The organism is Bradyrhizobium sp., assembly GCF_004799445.1.
Taxonomy (GTDB): domain Bacteria; phylum Pseudomonadota; class Alphaproteobacteria; order Rhizobiales; family Xanthobacteraceae; genus Bradyrhizobium.
This window is the reverse complement of the sequence record NZ_SSNA01000202.1, coordinates 1-18,966: the sequence shown is the minus strand read 5'-3', so window position 1 is coordinate 18,966 and position 18,966 is coordinate 1. Positions and strand designations below refer to the sequence as shown.

Sequence of the window (18,966 nt, the reverse complement as noted above, 5' to 3'; positions counted from 1 at the left end):
ACCAGGATGGCCGCGCTAGCGCAAAGCCGGCTTTTCCCAGCGAATCATGCGCAGGCAAAAACGCCGCGGCGGACTTTAGCCCGGCGGTATCGAATGGTCGGTGAAATCGATCTTGAACATGCCGGGATCGAGCTTCCTGGAGGTATCCAGGTTGTAGACCGCGACCGTGGTGTCATAGCCTTGCGGGTCGGTCACCGTCCACTGCTTGAGCTGACCGTCCTTGGCGCCGACCATCAGCATCAGGCGGCTGGTGCCGATCAGCATCTGCTTTTCCTCGATGGTGACGCTGACGAAAAGGTCATCGGCCGTCACGCTCACGACGTTGGTGTCTTTCAAGAGGTCGATGCGGTCCGACAGCAGATATCGCAGCGGCGTTTGCGACAACGGATAGAGGTCCTGGGTCGCAAGGTTGCGGTCGCGCACCGCCAGCATCGAGCCGTCGGCGATAATCGCGATCGGGCTCGGCGCGGCATATTCGAAACGCACCTTGCCGGGCTTCTGGATATAGAAATCGCCCTTGGTCTTGCTGCCGTCGGGTCCGACCTGGACGAAATTTCCGGACACCGTCTGCAGCGACGACAGGTAGGAGCTCACCTTGGCGGCCTGCGCTTTTTGATTGGCATCGAAGGTCGCAAAGATACTGGCGGGGACATTGCGGTGCGGATCGGGAATCACGGGATTGGGCGGGGACGCCTGCATTGCCCCGGTCGTCATCGGCCCCTTCTGCCCGTCCGACGTGCCCGTCTGCGGGTCGCGGGCCTTCGGCGCGGGTTTTGGAATCGGAACGGTCTGCGCACAAGAGGGTGTCGCAATGCCGCTGATTGAGGCCGCGATCAGCAGCGCCAAGGCCATGCGCGTGGCGTGGAATTGTTCGGTCATTCGCGGTTTCTGATCTCTGGTCAACGCGTCATCCTGCCCGGCCCGCGGCCCTTTTATCGCGCTTTGTGCAAAGGGAGATATTCTTTTTCCGTGAAGAGATAGTAGTCATCCCCGCGGTTCCCAGGCTCGATGGGCCGCTCAAAAACGGTTTTCTTCTTCTTCTTCGACCAGAATTTCCCGCTTTCCGGCATGATTGGGCTGTCCGACGATGCCCTCAAGTTCCATCCGCTCCATCAGCGACGCGGCGCGGTTATATCCGATCTGCAGCCGGCGCTGAATATAGCTGGTGGAGGCCTTGCGGTCGCGCTTGACGATTGCCACCGCCTGCGAGAACAGGTCGCCGCCGCCATCGCCCCCCATGCCGGTGGAATCAAACACCGCGCCGTCCTCGTCGGTCGGCTCCTCCGCGGTGACCGCCTCGAGATATTCCGGCTGACCCTGCGTCTTGAGATGGCGCACCACCTTCTCGACCTCCTCGTCGGAGACGAAAGGTCCGTGCACGCGGCTGATACGCCCGCCGCCGGCCATATAGAGCATGTCGCCCTGTCCGAGCAGCTGCTCGGCGCCCATTTCGCCGAGGATGGTGCGGCTGTCGATCTTCGAAGTGACCTGAAACGAGATGCGGGTCGGGAAGTTCGCCTTGATGGTGCCGGTGATGACGTCCACCGACGGACGTTGCGTCGCGAGGATTACATGCAGGCCGGCGGCGCGCGCCATTTGCGCCAGCCGCTGCACCGCGCCTTCGATGTCCTTGCCGGCGACCATCATCAGGTCGGCCATTTCGTCAACGATGATGACGATATAGGGCAGCGGCTCTAGGTCGAGCTTCTCGTTTTCATAGATGGCCTTGCCGGTTTCCTTGTCGAAACCGGTATGAACGGTGCGGGTCAGGTCCTCGCCCTTGGATTTGGCTTCCGCCAGGCGCTGATTATAGCCGTCGATGTTGCGCACGCCGAGCTTGGACATCTTCTTGTAGCGCTCTTCCATCTCGCGCACGGCCCATTTCAGCGCGACCACGGCTTTCTTGGGATCGGTCACGACCGGCGTCAGCAGATGCGGAATGCCGTCATAGACCGAGAGCTCGAGCATCTTGGGATCGACCATGATTAGCCGGCACTGGTCCGGTCGCAGCCGATAGACCAGGCTCAGGATCATGGTGTTGATGGCGACCGATTTGCCGGAACCGGTGGTACCGGCGATCAAGAGATGTGGCATGCGCGCGAGGTCGACGATGATCGATTCGCCGCCGATGTTCTTGCCGAGACAGAGCGGCAGTTTCGCAACCGACTCGTTGCCGTCCTTCACCGAGAGCAATTCGCGCAAGTAAACCTTTTCGCGATGCGCGTTCGGCAGCTCGATGCCGATGGCGTTGCGGCCGGGGACCACGGCGACGCGCGCCGAGAGCGCGCTCATCGAGCGCGCGATGTCGTCGGCCAATCCGATCACGCGCGACGACTTGATGCCGGGCGCGGGCTCGAGTTCGTACAGCGTCACCACCGGGCCGGGATGGGCCTTGACGATTTCTCCGCGAACGCCGAAATCGCCGAGCACGCCTTCCAGCGCGCGCGAATTGGATTCGAGCTCCGACTTGCTGAGCGGCTGGCGATCCGAGGCTTTCGGCGCGGTCAGTACCGATACCGACGGCAGTTCGAACCGGTCGGAGGATTTGCGCGCCGGCGCGCGGGCGGGGGCCTTCTTGCGCGGGGCGCGGGCGGCCGGAGCCTCCTCATATTCCTCTTCGTCTTCTTCCTCGGCCTGCGGCGCCAGCGAGGGGGCCGCGCGGCCGCCGAGACTGGGCTCGTGGCGTTCGAACGAAGAGACGCGCGGCGCCGGCGCGCTTGCGACCAGCGTGCCGTAAGCCAGACCCAACAACCGCGACAGCCGCGCTTTCGCGCTCATCAGCGCGTGTACCGCCCATCCCAGTGAGACCGAGCCGCGGTCGTCCTGTTCGATGAAGGGCGCTTCGTCGTCCTCGATCGCCGTCAATTCCTCTTCCTGGGGGCGGGAGCCCAGACCACACGCGACGAGGAAGGTCGCGACCATGCTGGCGCCCAGGATGGTCCCGAGCGCCAGAACATAGACGATACCGGGGGGACCGAACACGACGGCCGGTGCCCGCACCAGCGCGTCGCCGACAACGCCGCCAAGGCCGGTAGGCAGCGGCCATGCTCCGCCATGCGGCCAGCAACTTGCAAAGCCCGACGCCAACACCGTGCACAATATCCAGCAGGTCAACCGCAACGCTTCGCGGTCGAATGTACGATGGGTCAGCATGCGCCAACCCCACACCGCGATGGGCAGGATCAGCATGATCGCGCCGAGGCCGAGAATCTGCATCAGGAGATCGGCACCAATGGCGCCCGGATAGCCGACGACGTTGTGAATCGCGCGCGATGTCGCGTGGCTGAGGCTTGGATCCTGCACCGACCATGTCATCAGCGCCGCGGCCGCGCCGCCGGCAAGCGTCAGCAATCCCAGGCCGGCGAGTTCGCGCAGCCGTCGCCCCAGCGCCTCGCGGATCGCCGCGGGCAACTGGCCGACGAGGGGAATGACACGTTCGATCGCTGGCATGCTCATCTAGGCCTTCGCGACTGGATTGTGCTGCGATTGAATCGCATCGCAATCGCATCCTCTTGTTTGCGCATGATCTTGTCGGAAAACCGGTTCCCGCTTCTCCGGATCATGCTTCAGTCCAGAATTTCGACCAGCCGGTGCAATGCCTCGGCTGTTGTTTCACTGTCCGCCACCAGCGCCAGACGAATATAACCAGCCCCGGGATTGCTGCCGTCGGGCTGCTGCCGTGCCAGGTAACTCCCGGGCACGACGCGAACGCCACCATCCCTGTAAAGCTTCACCGTGGCCGCTTCGTCGCCACCCATGGCCGAGACATCGAGCCACACGCAGAAGCCGCCGGCCGGGCGGCGATAGCCATAGCGATTGCCGAGAATCTGATCGGCGAGATCGAACTTGATCCGGTACAGCCGCCGGTTTTCCTCGACATGCGCCTCGTCGCCATAGGCGGCGACCGCGACATGCTGCAGCGGCACCGGCACCTGGGGGGCCGCGACATTGCGCAGCTCGTGAAACAGGGCGAGAAATTTCTTGTCGCCGGCGGCAAAGCCGACCCGCATGCCTGGCAGGTTCGACCGCTTCGAGAGCGATTGAAACGCGACGACATTGGCAAAATCCGCTCCGGCGCATTCCAGCATGCTGCCGGGGGCTTTTTGCGTGTAGATCTCCGAATAGCACTCGTCGCTCAGGATCATGAAGCCGAAACGATCGGCAAGCTTTTTCAGGCGGCCGAAATATTCCCTTGAGGCCACCGCGCCCTGCGGATTCGCCGGCGACGCGATGTAGATTGCGACCGTCCTGGCCAGCGTCGCGTCATCGAGCGCATCGAGGTCGGGCAGGAATCCATTCGCAGGCGTGGTCGGCAGATAGATCGGCTCGCAGCCGGCGGCGCGGGCGCCGGCGCCGTAGGCGGGATAAAACGGATTGGGCATCAGGATCGCGGGCCTGCCCCTGCGCTCGCCGACATAGCGGGCGGCGGTAAGGGCTGCGAAGAACAGGCCCTCGCGGCTGCCGTTCAGCACCAGAAGCTCTGACTCGGGATCGATTGGCCGCGCTAGCTCAAACCGCCTGCCGAGCCAGCCCGCCGCCGCCCGTCGAAACGGCTCGATGCCTTTGGCGATGGGATAGCGGCCGAACTCGGCGATATGCTGGGCCAGGACCGGGCCGACGAAACCGGGCACCGGATGCTGCGGCTCACCTAATGACAGCGTTATCAATGGCTTAGCTGGCTGATACGGCGCCAGCAATTCGGCGACCCGCGCAAAGGGCGAGCGCTCGCTCTGCTGGCTTCCGGCGCCCTGCGGCGCGCGGGATGAAGCGGTCATGGCCATAGGTGTCGCGCCAGCACTCTTGAAGCCGCCGATCGCAGGTTGAGACCGGCCGGAAGCGGATCAAACCACCATAGATACGGCGAGGTTAAGACGCGATTAACCATCGGCAACCGCCGTTCTCCAGTCCCTGAAATTCCTGAGAAAAAGAAAAAAGAAAGGGGCTCCAACTTGCGCTGGAGCCCCTCAACGGTCGGGGCATTGCCGGGTATGTGCCCGAACCGTAGTTCTGGGCGCGATCCTTGCGAGATCGCGCCCCGGGAGAACTCACATATTGTAGGCGCGCTCAGTGTGCTCGGTGATGTCGAGGCCTTCGCGTTCGCTTTCGACATTGGCACGCAGGCCGACAATGACATCGACGACCTTGTAGAGAATGGCCGAACCGACGCCAGACCACACCAGCGTGGTGCAGACCCCCCAGATCTGGGAGACCATCTGCGCCGAGAAGTCGTAGTCGGCGATCTTGCCGGTGGTGTAGTCCATGATGCCGGCGCCGCCGAGCGCCGGATTGACGAGGATGCCGGTGCCGAGCGCGCCGATGATTCCACCGATGCAGTGGACGCCGAACACGTCGAGCGAGTCGTCATAGCCGAGCGCGTTCTTGACCACGGTGACGAAGAACAGGCAGACCACGCCGACCACCAGACCGAGCACGATCGCTCCCATCGGACCGGAATAGCCGGCCGCGGGTGTGACCGCCACAAGTCCTGCTACCGCGCCTGAAATGGCGCCGAGCACCGAGGGATGGCCCTTGATCATCCATTCGGCGAACATCCAGGACAGCGCCGCCGCCGCGGTTGCGACGAAGGAGTTGGTCATGGCGAGCGCCGCGCCGCCATTGGCTTCGAGATTCGATCCGGCGTTGAACCCGAACCAGCCCACCCAGAGCAGCGAAGCGCCGATCATCGACATGGTCAGCGAATGCGGAGCCATCAGGTCCTTGCCGTAGCCGGTGCGCTTGCCGATCAGCAGCGCGCCGACGAGACCTGCGATACCGGCGTTGATATGCACCACGGTGCCGCCGGCGAAGTCGATCGCGCCCTTCTTGAAGATCCAGCCGGCGTCGGCGTTGACTTCAGCAAGCTTGGCTTCGGCCGTGGCCTTCGCCGCCGCGTCCGATCCAGCCGCCGCAATCGCCTTGACCGCATCCGAGATCGCGTCCGGACCGGCCCAGTACCAGACCATGTGCGCGATCGGGAAATAGATCACCGTCACCCAGAGCGGGATGAAGAGGGCCACGGCCGAGAACTTCATGCGCTCGGCGAACGCGCCGACGATGAGCGCGGGCGTAATGGCCGCGAAGGTCATCTGGAAGCAGACATACACCAACTCCGAGATGTTGGCGTCGACGCTGAACGTCGCGGCCTTGGAGTCCGGCGTCACGCCCATCAGGAAGGCTTTCGAGAAGCCGCCGACGAAGTCGGACCCTCCGGTGAAGGCCAGGCTGTAGCCATAAAGCGCCCAGATCACGGTTACGATGCATACGGTGTAGAACACCTGCATCAGCACCGAGAGCATGTTTTTGGAACGAACGAGGCCCCCATAGAACAGCGCAAGACCGGGTATCGTCATCAACAGCACCAGCACGGTCGAGGTCAGCATCCAGGCATTGTCGCCCTTGTTGACAGTTGGTTCCGCATAGGCGGCGGTTGCGGCGAACAGGCCGACTGCGAAGGCCGCCAATCCCGCGCTAAAGGGACGCTTGAACGTCATTTGGTTTACTCCTGATTGGATAAGGTTGAGCGCGAGATCAGAGTGCTGCGGCATCTGCCTCTCCCGTGCGGATGCGAACCGCATGGTCGAGGTTGATGACGAAGATCTTGCCGTCGCCGATTTGTCCGGTTTTTGCTGCCGACGTGATTGCCTCGATGGTTTTGTCAACCTGATCCGTGGCGACCGCGACCTCAATCTTGATCTTGGGCAGGAAACTCACGGCGTATTCAGCACCGCGATAGATTTCAGTGTGGCCCTTCTGCCGGCCATATCCCTTGACTTCAGTCACCGTTAGACCGTGAACGCCGATGGCGGTCAGGGCGTCGCGGACTTCTTCGAGTTTGAATGGCTTGATGATCGCCATAACGATTTTCATGGGTACTATCCCCGCTTGGCTCGATCCCGACGTGACCGAGCGTTCCCGACTGAGGTTCACCACGCGGAGTTCACTACGCGGGCACAGCCAGCGCAGGTAGAATCAAATGCCGTGCCAGATCGGCCTCATCCCCTAACGGACTATGAACGCGGGCGTTTTCGGGGTTTGTCAGGCCTGCCCGGAACTGCGCCATTCGGTCGCGCCCAAACACTGGGCACTGTGGGTCATAAAGTAGGCAAGGCAGAACGCCGACATAATCATGCTCACGAGCAGGGCAGGAAAACGGTATTGAGGTAGGAAAATACTACTGCAACGCCTCGCCATGCTGCGAAATATCGAGGCCTTCCATTTCCTGCTGCAGGGAAACCCGGAGCGGAACGAAGGCGCTGACCAGTTTGAGCAGCACGTAAGTACCCCCGGCGGACCAGGCCAGGGTGACGGCGATCCCATAAAGCTGGATCAGCAGAAGTCGCGGATTACCCTCGATCAGGCCGGAGGTCCCGCCGATCGAGGCGGTCGCGAATACCCCCGCCAGCAGGACGCCGGTCATTCCGCCGATGCCGTGGACGCCAAACACGTCGAGCGAATCGTCATAGTTGAGGCGGCGCTTGAGCCAGGTGCAGGCCCAGAAACACACCAGCCCGGCAATCACGCCGATCACGATGCCATGCCATGGCGCGACGAATCCGGAGGCCGGCGTAATCGTTCCCAATCCCGCCACCGCGCCGGAGATCATGCCCAGCACCGACGGCTTGCGTTGGATCGACCATTCGATCGCACCCCAGGTCAGCGCGCCGGCGCAGGCGGCCAGATGGGTCGCGGTGATCGCCATCACCGCGCGCGAGTTGGCCGCGAGCGCCGAGCCGCCATTGAAGCCGAACCAGCCGACCCACAACAGGCCGGTGCCCATCACCGCAAGCGACAGATCGAACGGCGACAAATTTTCGGTGCCATAGCCGTGACGCCGGCCCATCACTTTGGCCGCGACTAGGCCGCCGGCCCCGGCGCTGAGGTGCACGACAAGTCCGCCGGCAAAATCAAGCACGCCCGCGGTGGCGAGGAAGCCGCCGCCCCAAACCCAGTGCGCCAGCGGCACGTAGACAAACGCGAACCAGCCAATGGAAAACAAAAGATAGGCCGAGAACCGCATGCGGTCGGCGACGGAGCCTGCCACCAGCGCCACGGTAATGATCGCGAACGTCATCTGGTAGAGCATGAACAGGCTCTCCGGAATCGTCTTCGCCGCAGGGTTGACGCTGTCCATGGTCATCCCGGCGAGAAACCAGCGGTCCAGCGTGCCAAGCCACGGACCGTCGCCGACGAACACCAGCGAATAACCGAACGCCACCCAGAGGATGGATATGACGGCAACGGCCGCCAGGCTTTGCGCCATCGTCGCCAGCACGTTCTTCTTTCGCACCATGCCGGAATAGAACAGCGCCAGGCCCGGCAGCGTCATCATCAGCACCAGCGCGGTGGCAACGATCATCCATGCGGTGTCGGCGGCGCTGATATCGGACGTTCCGGCGAAAGCCGGTGTCGCAAACGAGAAGCTGGCCACAAGACTAGTCAGCGCAGCCGGCTTCGCTGCACGACACAAGAGTGCCCCCATTTGGTATTTCCCCAATCAGATATGATTTTGTTGATCGCAGGCCTGGCGCCGTTGCCGGCTGCGACGAAGAGAGCTTACAGCGCGTCGCTGTCGGTTTCGCCGGTCCGGATGCGCAACGCATGATCGATCGGCGTCACGAATATCTTGCCGTCGCCGATCTGTCCGGTGCGCGCGCTGGAAGTAATGACTTCGACCGCCTTGTCGGCGATATCCGAGGCGACGGCGATTTCGATCCGCAGCTTCGGCAGGAAATTCACCACATATTCGGCGCCGCGATAAATCTCCGTATGGCCCTTCTGGCGGCCGTAACCCTTGACCTCGGTCACCGTCATGCCGTGGACGCCGATGGCGGTCAGCGCCTGGCGGACCTCGTCAAGCTTGAAGGGTTTGATAATGGCGACAACGAGCTTCATGTTCAGGCCTTCATTTCTTTCGAATACCGGTCGGCGCGGCGACCCCGTAACACTGGCATCTTTTTAAGCAAATGGCACAAAAAGATTACAGGCAAAACCGAAAAACGATTGCCGCGAACGACCTTCGTTGGATAGCCTGCCGCCTCGGGGCCGTTGCATTTCACCAATAATCGATTTTTCAGCCGGCGATACCGCCGCTCGCCAGAGCACCTCGGGGAATAATATGGCCGGCCGATCCTGGTTTTTTGCGTCCCAAGGCCAGCAGCAAGGCCCCTTTCCGGAAGCCAGGCTGCGCGAGTTGATTGCCGCGGGCGCGGTCACCGCGGAGACGCTGGTCTGGACCGAGGGCATGGCGAACTGGCAACGGGCCGGGGAAATTCCGGGCCTTTTGGCGGGCACCAATCCCCCGGCCATGCCGCGATCCGGCGGCCTGCCCCCGAGCGGCGGTGGGTATGACGATGGCCCGCTTTCGATCGATCTCGGGCTGTGGGACTTCACCTGGCGCAGCCTGGCTTTGTTCGTCGGCCTTGTATTCATCATCCCGATGCCCTGGGTCGTCGTGATGTACTGCCAGTGGATCGTATCCTGCGTGCATGTTCCGGGGCGACCGAACCTGACATTCACCGGTCGGCCCGTGACGCTGATGTGGTATTTCGCGGCTCTGGCCCTGATTATCGGCGTGGCGTTCGCCGGACCGCAATGGCTGAATAACCTGATGCTCATCGTGCAGATCGTGTTGTACTGGCTGCTGATCAAATGGTTTGTCGCGAACATCAGCTCGAACGGCCAGCCGCTCGGGCTCAGTTTCTCCGGCTCGTTCTGGGGCTATCTCGGCTGGAACATCCTTGCGTTCGTTTCGGTGATCACCATTGTTGGCTGGGCCTGGGTCTACACGGCGCAGATCCGATGGATGTGCCGTCACATTGAAGGTACCCGTCGCGAGGTTGTTTTCGATGCGACCGGGCTCGCATTTCTGTGGCGTTCGCTGGTCACGTTCATTGCATGCGCCTTCGTCATCCCGATTCCCTGGGTGATGCGCTGGTTCATAGGCTGGCAGGTGTCGCAAACCGCATTGGTCGAAAGGCGCCCGCCCGCCAACGCCTGAACGCACTTTACTTGCGCTCGCGCAGCGAGCCTTCCTGCGCAACGGAGGCGACCAGCGTGCCGTCCTGCTTGAAGATCATGCCCCGGGTCAGGCCACGGCCGCCTCGCGCGCTCGGGGAATCCTGGGCGTAAAGCAGCCATTCGTCGGCGCGAAACGGCCGGTGAAACCACATCGCGTGATCGAGGCTTGCCGGCATCATACGCTTGTCGAACAGCGTCCGTCCGTAACGCGCCATCGCCGCGTCGAGCAGCGAGAAGTCCGACGCATAGGCCAGCGCGCACATATGCAGCGCCGGATCGTCTGACAGTTTCGACGCGGTGCGGATCCAGACGTGGATACGGCCGTCCTCGATCTTCTGGCCGAAATAGCGGTTGAGTTCGACCGGCCGCAGTTCGATCGGCCGGTCGGATTCGTAGTAGCGACGGATGAATTCCGGCATCTCGCGGAACATCGGCTGTTTGGCCACTTCCTCGGCGGTGAGTTTTTCCGGCGGCGGTACGTTGGGCATCTTGTCCTGGTGATCGAACGCGCCATGCTCCTCGACATGAAACGACACCATGATCGAGAAGATCGCATTGCCGTGCTGGATCGCGGTGACCCGTCGGGTCGAATAGCTCTTGCCGTCACGCAGGCGTTCGACCTCGTAGATGATCGGGATCTGCGGATCGCCCGGCAGGATGAAATAGCAATGCAGCGAATGCGGCAGCCGGCCTTCGACGGTACGGCATGCCGCTACCATCGCCTGCCCGATCACCTGCCCGCCGAACACCCGCTGCCAGCTCGTCTTCGGGCTGTTGCCGCGAAACAGGTTCACCTCGAGCGGTTCGAGATCGAGAATGGAAATCAGGTCAATCAGGCCCTTGGACATTGCAGCGCTTTCGTTGACTTTTGCGTCATTGCGGGCCGTCGCGAACCCGGAATCCCGCGCTGATTATCGTCGGATTCCGGCTTTGCGGCCCCGCCTCGCCCCGGAATGACGACGTGCGGGCGGAGCACCCTTGTTTCGGCCATCTGTTTCGCCCAGCTATAATCAGGTAGCAAGTGTAGTTTCATGACGTGAGCAAGGTCCAATATGCCGGCACAGCGAAGCATTGTCATCGGCGGCGGCGGGTTTGCAGGGCTGGCGCTGGCGCTGGCGCTGCGCCAGGGCCTTGGCGCCGATCTTCCGATCATCGTCGCCGATCCGGCGCTGGCGCTGAGGCCGAGCCGCGATCCGCGCGCCACCGCGATCGTCGCCGCCTGCCGCCGGTTGTTTGATGCCATCGGCGTGTGGGACCAGGTCGCGGCTGGAGCGCAGCCTATTTTGGACATGGTCGTCACCGATTCCAAACTGGAGGACGCGACCCGCCCGGTATTCCTGACCTTCGCAGGCAACGTCGAACCAGGCGAACCTTTCGCGCATATGGTTGAAAACCGCCATCTGATCGATGCGCTGGTCGAGCGCGCCGCGGCCGAAGGCCTCGAACTGCGCAGCCATGCGGTGACGGATTTCGCCTCGCGCAGCGATGGCGTCGATGTGACGCTGGCCGACGGCAGCGTGATCGAGGCGAGCCTTCTGGTGGCGGCCGACGGCGCGCGCTCGAAACTGCGCGAGCGCGCCGGGATCGCCACCCATGGCTGGGACTACGATCAATCCGGCATTGTGGTCACGGTCGGCCATGAGCGCGATCATCATGGCCGCGCCGAAGAACATTTCCTCCCCTCCGGCCCGTTCGCGATCCTGCCGCTGACCGGAAAGCGCTCTTCGCTGGTATGGACCGAGAAGCGCACCGAGGCTGCGCGCATCGTCGCCCTCAGCGAAGAGGAATTTCACGGCGAACTGGAACGGCGTTTTGGTCTGCATCTCGGCGAGGTCAAGGCGCTGGACCAACCGCGGGCGTTCCCGCTCGGCTATTTCGTCGCGCGCTCGTTCGTCGGCGAGCGGCTGGCATTGGTGGGCGACGCCGCCCATGTGATTCATCCGATCGCGGGGCAGGGGCTCAATATGGGTCTGAAGGATGTCGCAGCGCTTGCCGAGGTGATCGTCGACGCCGCGCGGCTCGGCATCGATCTCGGCCAGGCCGACGTGCTCGATCGCTACCAACGCTGGCGGCGGTTCGACACCATGGCGATGGGGCTAGCCACCAACTCGCTCAATTTCCTGTTCTCGAACGAATCGACGCTGCTTCGGACGGTGCGCGATATCGGGCTTGGGCTGGTCGATCGCGCGCCGCCGCTGAAAAGCTTGTTCATTCGCCAGGCCGCGGGGTTAGCAGGCGAGGTGCCGCGGCTTCTGAAAGGCGAAGCGTTATAGGGATCAGCGGGTATCGTTGGCGAGGATGAAGGCCGCGACCGTGTCGATCAGCGTGGCGTCGAGCGCCCGCTCCGGCTGGTTGTAGGCGGCCAGATTGTCGTCATTATCGCCGGCATCGACCAGGACGTGATTCATTTCCGGAAGCCAAAGCGTCTTTGCTACCGGCGCCGCCGCGGAAAGGGCTACGAAATCCAGCCGCGCCACCTGAAGATCGCGGCCACCGCCGATAATCAGCGTCGGCCGGGTCAATCAATTTCAAGGGATTAATCGGGTCTTCGATGAAGGCCGAGGCGATGCCGGGCTGCATCGACGGTGCGATCGCCAGCCCCTTGGGCGGAGGATCGACGATCTGTCCGGCCATGATGGCATCGATCGCTTTGATGATCGGCTCAAGGACGTCGGGCGGAAGCTGCTTTCGCTCCAGCTGAGCCTTCACCAGATCGCCCTGCCGCCGTGACCAGCAAAACAAGCCGATCGACCGGGACCTTCCGCGCGGTCAGGATCGCGACCAGGCCGCCCTCGCTGTGGCCGACCACGACCAGGCGCGAGAATTTTCCGCTGCTGCGGAGGTAGTTCACGAGCGCGGCCGCGTCGTCGACAAAATCCTTGAAACGAAAATCCTCCGGCTTGCCGAATACCGGTTTCCAGCCGCCCGCGCCGCGTTTGTCATAGCGAAGGGTTGCGATCTTGCGTGCGACCAGCTGCTCGGAAAGTTTCTTCAGCGTCGCAGGTTTGGCCTGCGGTCCATTGCCGTCATGATCGGTTGATCCGGAGCCCGCGATCAAAAGCGCGATCGGCGGCCGCTCGACATCCGGCGGCGTCGTCAGCACGGCGTCGATGTTGCCGACGCGAATCTGGGTCTCTTCGCCGGAGGCGCTCGCCATCGCGGCGCAGAGGCCGACGATTGCCAGCGCGCCAATGAGCTTGCGCATGACTACTCGATCTTTCTTGCCTCTTCCGGCAACATGATCGGAATGCCGTCGCGGATCGGATAAGCGAGCTTTGCCGCGCGCGAGATCAGCTCCTGCCGCGCGGAATCGAATTCAAGCGGGCCCTTGGTCACCGGGCAGACCAGAATTTCCAGCAGTTTGGGGTCGACGGTGCCCTCAAGGCGTTCAGGCGTGGATGTCATGCTCGGGTCTCCGGCTTGGTCACGCGACCCTGTAGCACATTCGATCCAAACGTGTAGCGCGCTACGCCATCGCAAGGCCAACCCGGAGCGGCATGAACGGTGGCGTGCCGGCCTGGCGGCAACGGGTAGGTCCGAGGGAAAAGCCGTAAAACGGCCAATCAGCTGAAAAGACGGGAACAGAAATCCGGGCCTAACGCGGAAGCGAGTGTTAAGGTTTGAAGGTAAAAAACCATTTCCGCATTCGGGATAGTTGCCGGACGGCGCTTCGTCGCAGGATTTTGGCCGGCATTTACGGCCATCCACGGCCGTTTCAGGCAGCCCCGTGGAACTCGGTAAAAGAAATTCAAAAAGAACAGCTACATTGCGAGCGGTCTCGCTAGGCAGATTCCAATAATTCCTCTGTAGAACGGCTGGAGTGCCGGATGAGCCATACTCGGAACGGGTGAAGGATCGACATGCTAGTAAATCGACGTCAAAGCGAACGCCGCCAGTGCAGGAATTTCGCGAAGATCCAATTCGGGACCGGTTCGTTGCCGCGCGACTGTACCATCACGGACATATCGCAGGGCGGCGTGAAGGTCATCGCCGAACATATCGACGTTCCCGCCGAATTCACCATCATCCTGTCGGAAGGCCGCCCGCGGCAATGTCGGCTGGCCTGGCGGATCGGTCACGAATTCGGCGCTCAGTTCGTCGACTAAGGCATTTTCGAGCCGCGTGAATACCGGTTCGTGTCAAGAAAACGCGTCAAATACAACAGCGCTTCGGTTCTGATTCAGCCAGCATACCGAGGCCTTCGATCGAAAAGACCTTCCAAACCTCAAGGCGGTCCGGCGTTCTCGTCCGTACGCGCGAGCTCGGCATCGCCGAACCCGCTCAGGTTGCCCTGATACCGCAGCCGAAATCCACCGCCGGCTTAACCGGAATTTAGGGTTAACCTGTGAGTAATTCTGGTCAGTCGCCGACCAGAGATCAAAGAAATGCCCCGGCAGTCGCTCCAGCAACATGGTTTCAAGAGATTTCTGGCGTCCACGGCGTCGTCGGCGATTCTGGTGCTGGGGCTTTGCAGCTGCCAGACCGATGGCATGTCCGATATTACGGGGTCGCTGGGTGACAAAACCGAAAAAAGCCGCGCCGCCGAACCCCAGCGCGGGGTAGAATTTTATCGTGATCGCTTTCGCGCTAACCCGGAAGACGCCGACGCGACGCTCCAATATGGAAAAGCGCTCCGGGCCGCCGGGCAGCGGTCCCAGGCGGTCGCCGTGCTCGAACAGGCCACGATCGCTCACCCCAGCGACAAGGATCTCCTCGCGGGCTATGGGCGCGCGCTGGCGGACAATGGCAATTTCCAGCAAGCATTCGATGTCCTTAGCCGCGCCCATAGCCCCGACAATCCGGATTGGCGGATCCTCTCGGCTCAAGGCGCAGCGCTCGATCAGCTCGGCCGGACCGAGGAAGCACGGCAGTATTATGCGAGCGCGCTGAGAATCGCGCCCGAGGAACCCTCGGTGCTGTCCAATCTCGGACTTTCGTACGTCCTTTCAAAAGATTTGCCCAAGGCGGAGGAGACGTTGCGCCGTGCTTACGGCCGCGCGGATGCGGATCCGCGCGTACGGCAGAATCTCGCATTGGTGGTCGGCCTGCGGGGCCGCGTTGCCGAAGCCGAAAGCATCGTGACGGCCGATCGGCCACCCGAGGAAGCGGCGGCGAATGTCGCCTATCTCAGGCGGATGTTGTCGCGGAAGGCGAATGCGCGGACCGACGCGGATAACACCTCGGCGATAGCCGTCGCGCGGCCTGATTGAGGACAGCGCGCTCCGTCAGCCATGGCTGCGGCTCGCGAAGCACCGCGGCGCTCGAGCCTTAAGCCTTTTTCGCCCGCAGCTTCCCGAGGATCGGCGACAGGAACGAACTTCGCGGCTTTTTGCCGTCGCCACGGCCGGTCAGCTGTTGCGCGATCTGTACGAACATCTTGCTGGCGCGATGATTGGCGGAGATTTCCGCGATCATTTGGCCGTTGTTGGCCGCCGTGCCGAACATTCGCGGGTCGAACGGAATCGACACGATCGGCTGGCTCTCGATCGCCTTGGCGAATTCGCGCGGGGTGATTTCCGGGCGCTTCGACATGCCGACCTGACTGAGGCAATAAAGCGGTGTCCGGTCGTTGGGCCGCGCCGCTTTCAGCATAGTCAGCATATTCTTGGCATTGCGCAGGTTGGCGAGATCCGGTTCGGCGACGATCAGAATATCGTCCGCTCCGACCAGAGCGCGCCTGGTCCATCCCGACCATTGGTGAGGAATGTCGAGGACAATGCAGGGCGTTGTCATGCGTAACGTGTCGAAGATCGCATCGAAGGCGTCGGCGCCGAAGTCGTAGACCCGCTCAAGCGTCGCCGGTGCCGCCAGCAGGCTGAGATGGTCGGTGCATTTCGACAGCAGGCGTTCGATGAAGGCGGTATCGGGCCGATCGGGCGAGAACACCGCGTTCGCGATTCCCTGCACTGGATCCTTGTTATAGTCGAGACTCGCGGTACCGAATGCGAGGTCGAGATCGATCACGACGGAATCCAGTCCAAGGTCGCGCGCGATGGCCCAGGCCACGTTGTGCGCGACGGTGGACGCGCCGACGCCGCCCTTGGCGCCGACCACGGCGATGGTGCGACCAACAGCGACCGCCTCCGACGCCGAGAACAGGCCGCAGATCGAGCGCACTACATCGAGGGTTTCGACCGGTCCAATCACATAATCGCTGACGCCGCGGCGCACCAATTCGCGGTAAGGCGCGACATCATTTTCATTGCCGATCACGACGACACGCGTTCCGGCATCGCACACGGTTGCGAGTTCATCGAGGCCGGCAAGGATATCGGTGCTGCCTTCGGTCTCGAGAATGATCACGTTCGGAGTGGGCACCGTATGATAGGCTTCAATGGCGGCCGCCATGCCGCCCATCTTGATGGTGAGATGCGCTTTGCCGAGTCGTCGGTCTACGCCGGCCGACTGTATCGCCTCGGCAGTCTTCGCCGTTTCGCAGAAGGCCTGCACCGACACCCGCGGAGCTGGCGCGATGTAATCGTCCAGTTTTGGCGGCGGAGCATCCGGCTGCTCTTCGGAGTTTTGACGCACGTCGCTGGTCATTTGCCTGTATCGCTCAGTTTGGCCTTGTCAGATTCGGGATAGCTGGTCGCGGTCGTGTTGCCTTGGCGGTACTTCTCGAAGCCTTCGGTGCGCCGCATCGTATAAGCGGGGGTCTCGGAGCGCGGCTGAACGAGGTCCGCGGGATTATCGATCATCGCCGCCATATTGCGCTGATAGGCGCAGCCGAAATTGTAGTACGACTTGTTTTCGAAATAGCTCTTGTCCTTGATCGAGGGACCGAGATCCTCCGGCCACAGCCCGCAGGGTCCGGCTACGGCCGCAATCCTCGGATAACTCAGCCTGATCGTCGCCAGCGTTCGCGGGTCGTCTGGATGGTAGTGACGCAATGCAATTCCGCGTGGAGGCACGCCGCCTGCGGTAAGGAGCGCCTGGATTTCCCGGAACGCGCTCTCCGCAGCCCGTGCGTTCGGCGTGTTGACCGGCACGTCGGCCACGATCGCGCCGGTTCCTTCGCTAACCCATATCCGGGCAAGTCCGACGACGTCGGCGCGTTGCGAAGCGGACAGGCCTCCGCGCGCGTGGCCGACGAAGACCACGACAGAGCGGTCGGCCTCCTGGATGGCGATCGGATGCCGCAGCCGGTAATCCTCGGGCACGCTCGCTGTCGTCGCGACTTCATCGCTATGCGTACATGCGCCGAGCGTGATCGAAAGGCCAACGAGCGCGCCCAGCAGGCACAGGGTTCGATGGCGACCGATCGATGTTCTGTTTGTCATCGTTTTCGTCCTCGTCACGCCGTCTCAATCGATGATGAAGCCAAAGTTGCCCTGAGGGCTGCCAATCGGTTCGACGCGACCGGGAATGCCGTAGATCCGATTGATTTGGGCCAGCAGCGTCGATTGGGCATCCGACGCGGGCGCAAATCCGTCGTCGGGGCGCGACAACTCCTTCTGCGCCACCGCCCGAACGACAAAGGGCGTCACGATGACCATCAGCTCGGTCTGGTTGTTGACGTAGTCCTGGCTCCTGAAAAGCTGCCCAAGAACCGGCAACTGGTCTATGCCGGGCAATCCGTTGACGGCCTGCTTGGTTTGCTCCTGAATCAACCCGGCCATCGCCAGCGAGCCGCCGGACGGAATTTCCAGCGTCGTCTCGGCGCGGCGGGTCTTGACCGAAGGAACGGAAATCCCGCTGATGTTGATCGAGTTGTCGCTCGAGACTTCGGATACTTCGGTCATCACCCGCAGGCTGATCCGGCCTTCCGTCAGCACCACCGGCGTAAAGTTGAGCGAGATTCCGAATTTCTTGAAAGCGATCGATGGCGAGCACTGCCCGACCGCGCCCGCCGGGTTCGTTTGGCAGGTTACGCCGGTTGGAAAGGGAAATTCGCCGCCGACGATGAAGGTCGCGGACTCGCCGGAAATTGCCGTCAGGTTCGGCTCGGCCAGTGTTCGCACCACCCCGGCGCTCTCCATCGCGCGCAGGGTGGCGGTGACCGTCGGCAGACCGGCTTTGTTCAGGGCCGACGCGGTCAGGGAGTTGGCGGTGATTGGGCCGCTATTGGCGGTGAACGGATTGTTGTTGTTGAAATTTACCACGGCGGTGCCGTAGTTCATGCTGGCGCTGAGATCGACGCCCAATTGCTTGATGATGTCCCGCCGCACTTCCGCGACCGTGACCTTCAACATTACCTGGTCGCGGCCGCGGACCACGATGGAGTTGATGACCTTGTCGGAGCCGCCGACTAGACGCGCGACGACGTCGCCGGCCTGCTGCGCCTCGATCGGACTGGATACCGAGCCGGTCAGCATGACGCCGTCGCCGACGCCTTCGGTCTGGATTCCCGCCATCGGCAGCATTTGCTTCAGCGCGGCGCGCACGCCATTGAGGTCGCGCTTGACGGCGATGTCATAGGCCGCGATCTGCTGGCCTTCGGAATCGAAGAACACGACGTTGGTTTGACCGACCGCGGCGCCGATGATGTAGGCGCGCTGCGGCGAGCGGATCACGGCGTTTGCAATCTTCGGGTCGGCGACCAGCACATCCTTGACGTCGCGCGGCAGGTCGACAATCACGGATTTGCCGATGCCGAGCGCCAGAAAGCGAACCTTGGTCTGTACGCTGCCGATTACCGGCGCTGCGGCGCTGGTGTCGGCCGCCACGGCCGGGGCCAGCGCCGGATTGAGCGTCATCGCGGCGGCGGCCGAAAACGACAGGGCGCGGATCACAAAATTCCGCATCAAATGATTTCCCCTGCATCTCATATCATGCGTCCTTCTGGTCACTTCAGTATCGTCGTCTGGCTTGAGATGCCGTAGCGAATGACATTGATGCTGCCACGCTGGCGAGTCCGATCCTCGGACCCGACGTCGACCTGGTTGAGGTCGGCAATGCTGCGCAGCGCCAGCGACAGCGTGCCGGCCTGGCGCGCGGCAGCAAGGGTCG

The 18,966-nt window shown here is 62.5% G+C and carries 18 protein-coding genes; 4 read left to right on the top strand and 14 right to left on the bottom strand.

What is annotated here, in order from left to right; translation table 11 throughout:
* Positions 1-75: 75 nt before the first annotated feature.
* The 7 genes from E8A46_RS25910 to E8A46_RS25880 all read right to left on the bottom strand — a co-directional run bounded on the left by E8A46_RS25910 (position 76) and on the right by E8A46_RS25880 (position 8,892).
* Positions 76-852 (bottom strand): outer-membrane lipoprotein carrier protein LolA, encoded by a 777-nt coding sequence (locus E8A46_RS25910; RefSeq protein WP_291567588.1) that lies wholly within the window; start codon positions 850-852, stop codon positions 76-78.
* A gap of 165 nt (positions 853-1,017) precedes the next feature.
* Entirely contained in the window at positions 1,018-3,456 is a 2,439-nt protein-coding gene (locus tag E8A46_RS25905; protein ID WP_291567299.1) for a DNA translocase FtsK, read from the bottom strand.
* 110 nt (positions 3,457-3,566) lie between these two features.
* Positions 3,567-4,781 (bottom strand): aminotransferase class I/II-fold pyridoxal phosphate-dependent enzyme, encoded by a 1,215-nt coding sequence (locus E8A46_RS25900; RefSeq protein ID WP_291567297.1) that lies wholly within the window; start codon positions 4,779-4,781, stop codon positions 3,567-3,569.
* Positions 4,782-5,045: 264 nt separating this feature from the next.
* Positions 5,046-6,491, bottom strand: a complete 1,446-nt coding sequence (locus tag E8A46_RS25895) for an ammonium transporter (RefSeq protein WP_291567295.1) — start codon at positions 6,489-6,491, stop codon at positions 5,046-5,048.
* A gap of 37 nt (positions 6,492-6,528) precedes the next feature.
* Positions 6,529-6,867 carry a P-II family nitrogen regulator gene (locus E8A46_RS25890; RefSeq protein ID WP_291567585.1) on the bottom strand — a complete coding sequence of 113 codons (339 nt, stop codon included), beginning with the start codon at positions 6,865-6,867 and terminating at the stop codon, positions 6,529-6,531.
* A 304-nt stretch (positions 6,868-7,171) separates the two neighbouring features.
* Positions 7,172-8,479: an ammonium transporter gene (locus E8A46_RS25885; protein WP_291567293.1), complete on the bottom strand. Its 1,308-nt coding sequence runs from the start codon at positions 8,477-8,479 to the stop codon at positions 7,172-7,174.
* Between the two features lie 74 nt (positions 8,480-8,553).
* Positions 8,554-8,892: a P-II family nitrogen regulator gene (locus E8A46_RS25880; protein ID WP_291567291.1), complete on the bottom strand. Its 339-nt coding sequence runs from the start codon at positions 8,890-8,892 to the stop codon at positions 8,554-8,556.
* 223 nt (positions 8,893-9,115) lie between these two features.
* On the opposite strand from E8A46_RS25880, the gene E8A46_RS25875 reads away from it, so the two are divergent.
* Complete coding sequence (locus E8A46_RS25875; RefSeq protein ID WP_291567289.1) at positions 9,116-9,997, top strand: DUF4339 domain-containing protein; 882 nt, start codon at positions 9,116-9,118, stop codon at positions 9,995-9,997.
* 7 nt (positions 9,998-10,004) lie between these two features.
* Here E8A46_RS25875 and tesB read toward each other — a convergent pair whose 3' ends face one another.
* Complete coding sequence (tesB, locus tag E8A46_RS25870; RefSeq protein WP_291567287.1) at positions 10,005-10,865, bottom strand: acyl-CoA thioesterase II; 861 nt, start codon at positions 10,863-10,865, stop codon at positions 10,005-10,007.
* A 204-nt stretch (positions 10,866-11,069) separates the two neighbouring features.
* Between tesB and E8A46_RS25865 the strand changes: the two genes are divergently transcribed.
* Positions 11,070-12,290 carry a ubiquinone biosynthesis hydroxylase gene (locus tag E8A46_RS25865; protein ID WP_291567286.1) on the top strand — a complete coding sequence of 407 codons (1,221 nt, stop codon included), beginning with the start codon at positions 11,070-11,072 and terminating at the stop codon, positions 12,288-12,290.
* Between the two features lie 3 nt (positions 12,291-12,293).
* On the opposite strand, the gene E8A46_RS25860 is transcribed toward E8A46_RS25865, so the two are convergent.
* From E8A46_RS25860 to E8A46_RS25850, 3 genes are all read right to left on the bottom strand, one after another.
* The gene (locus E8A46_RS25860; protein ID WP_291567284.1) at positions 12,294-12,539 is read right to left on the bottom strand and encodes a hypothetical protein; all 246 of its coding nucleotides are present in this window, start codon (positions 12,537-12,539) and stop codon (positions 12,294-12,296) included.
* Positions 12,540-12,679: 140 nt separating this feature from the next.
* Positions 12,680-13,222 (bottom strand): alpha/beta fold hydrolase, encoded by a 543-nt coding sequence (locus E8A46_RS25855; RefSeq protein WP_291567282.1) that lies wholly within the window; start codon positions 13,220-13,222, stop codon positions 12,680-12,682.
* Between the two features lie 2 nt (positions 13,223-13,224).
* Positions 13,225-13,422: a Trm112 family protein gene (locus E8A46_RS25850; protein ID WP_291567280.1), complete on the bottom strand. Its 198-nt coding sequence runs from the start codon at positions 13,420-13,422 to the stop codon at positions 13,225-13,227.
* Between the two features lie 455 nt (positions 13,423-13,877).
* Here E8A46_RS25850 and E8A46_RS25845 point away from each other — a divergent pair, with 455 nt between their 5' ends.
* Positions 13,878-14,123 carry a PilZ domain-containing protein gene (locus E8A46_RS25845; protein ID WP_291567278.1) on the top strand — a complete coding sequence of 82 codons (246 nt, stop codon included), beginning with the start codon at positions 13,878-13,880 and terminating at the stop codon, positions 14,121-14,123.
* 279 nt (positions 14,124-14,402) lie between these two features.
* Positions 14,403-15,227: a tetratricopeptide repeat protein gene (locus tag E8A46_RS25840; RefSeq protein WP_291567276.1), complete on the top strand. Its 825-nt coding sequence runs from the start codon at positions 14,403-14,405 to the stop codon at positions 15,225-15,227.
* Between the two features lie 58 nt (positions 15,228-15,285).
* Here the strand turns inward: E8A46_RS25840 and E8A46_RS25835 are convergent, their stop codons facing one another.
* From E8A46_RS25835 to E8A46_RS25825, 3 genes are read right to left on the bottom strand one after another with little or no spacing between them, the layout of a single operon-like run.
* Positions 15,286-16,560, bottom strand: coding sequence for an AAA family ATPase (locus E8A46_RS25835; protein WP_291567273.1), 1,275 nt, complete (start codon positions 16,558-16,560; stop codon positions 15,286-15,288).
* Positions 16,557-17,297, bottom strand: coding sequence for a CpaD family pilus assembly protein (locus tag E8A46_RS25830; protein ID WP_291567271.1), 741 nt, complete (start codon positions 17,295-17,297; stop codon positions 16,557-16,559). The genes E8A46_RS25835 and E8A46_RS25830 overlap by 4 nt, the downstream gene beginning before the upstream one ends.
* A gap of 24 nt (positions 17,298-17,321) precedes the next feature.
* Positions 17,322-18,761, bottom strand: a complete 1,440-nt coding sequence (locus E8A46_RS25825) for a type II and III secretion system protein family protein (RefSeq protein ID WP_291567269.1) — start codon at positions 18,759-18,761, stop codon at positions 17,322-17,324.
* Positions 18,762-18,966: the final 205 nt, after the last annotated feature.

Bases quoted from the DNA above. Each gene is read 5' to 3' on its own strand.
- E8A46_RS25830 (WP_291567271.1), bottom strand. From the start codon at position 17,297: ATGACAAACAGAACATCGATCGGTCGCCATCGAACCCTGTGCCTGCTG.
- E8A46_RS25850 (WP_291567280.1), bottom strand. From the start codon at position 13,422: ATGACATCCACGCCTGAACGCCTTGAGGGCACCGTCGACCCCAAACTG.
- E8A46_RS25905 (WP_291567299.1), bottom strand. From the start codon at position 3,456: ATGAGCATGCCAGCGATCGAACGTGTCATTCCCCTCGTCGGCCAGTTG.
- E8A46_RS25835 (WP_291567273.1), bottom strand. From the start codon at position 16,560: ATGACCAGCGACGTGCGTCAAAACTCCGAAGAGCAGCCGGATGCTCCG.
- E8A46_RS25865 (WP_291567286.1), top strand. From the start codon at position 11,070: ATGCCGGCACAGCGAAGCATTGTCATCGGCGGCGGCGGGTTTGCAGGG.
- E8A46_RS25855 (WP_291567282.1), bottom strand. From the start codon at position 13,222: ATGCGCAAGCTCATTGGCGCGCTGGCAATCGTCGGCCTCTGCGCCGCG.
- E8A46_RS25885 (WP_291567293.1), bottom strand. From the start codon at position 8,479: ATGGGGGCACTCTTGTGTCGTGCAGCGAAGCCGGCTGCGCTGACTAGT.
- E8A46_RS25890 (WP_291567585.1), bottom strand. From the start codon at position 6,867: ATGAAAATCGTTATGGCGATCATCAAGCCATTCAAACTCGAAGAAGTC.
- E8A46_RS25875 (WP_291567289.1), top strand. From the start codon at position 9,116: ATGGCCGGCCGATCCTGGTTTTTTGCGTCCCAAGGCCAGCAGCAAGGC.
- E8A46_RS25825 (WP_291567269.1), bottom strand. From the start codon at position 18,761: ATGCGGAATTTTGTGATCCGCGCCCTGTCGTTTTCGGCCGCCGCCGCG.
- E8A46_RS25880 (WP_291567291.1), bottom strand. From the start codon at position 8,892: ATGAAGCTCGTTGTCGCCATTATCAAACCCTTCAAGCTTGACGAGGTC.
- E8A46_RS25845 (WP_291567278.1), top strand. From the start codon at position 13,878: ATGCTAGTAAATCGACGTCAAAGCGAACGCCGCCAGTGCAGGAATTTC.
- E8A46_RS25895 (WP_291567295.1), bottom strand. From the start codon at position 6,491: ATGACGTTCAAGCGTCCCTTTAGCGCGGGATTGGCGGCCTTCGCAGTC.
- tesB (WP_291567287.1), bottom strand. From the start codon at position 10,865: ATGTCCAAGGGCCTGATTGACCTGATTTCCATTCTCGATCTCGAACCG.
- E8A46_RS25900 (WP_291567297.1), bottom strand. From the start codon at position 4,781: ATGGCCATGACCGCTTCATCCCGCGCGCCGCAGGGCGCCGGAAGCCAG.
- E8A46_RS25910 (WP_291567588.1), bottom strand. From the start codon at position 852: ATGGCCTTGGCGCTGCTGATCGCGGCCTCAATCAGCGGCATTGCGACA.
- E8A46_RS25840 (WP_291567276.1), top strand. From the start codon at position 14,403: ATGCCCCGGCAGTCGCTCCAGCAACATGGTTTCAAGAGATTTCTGGCG.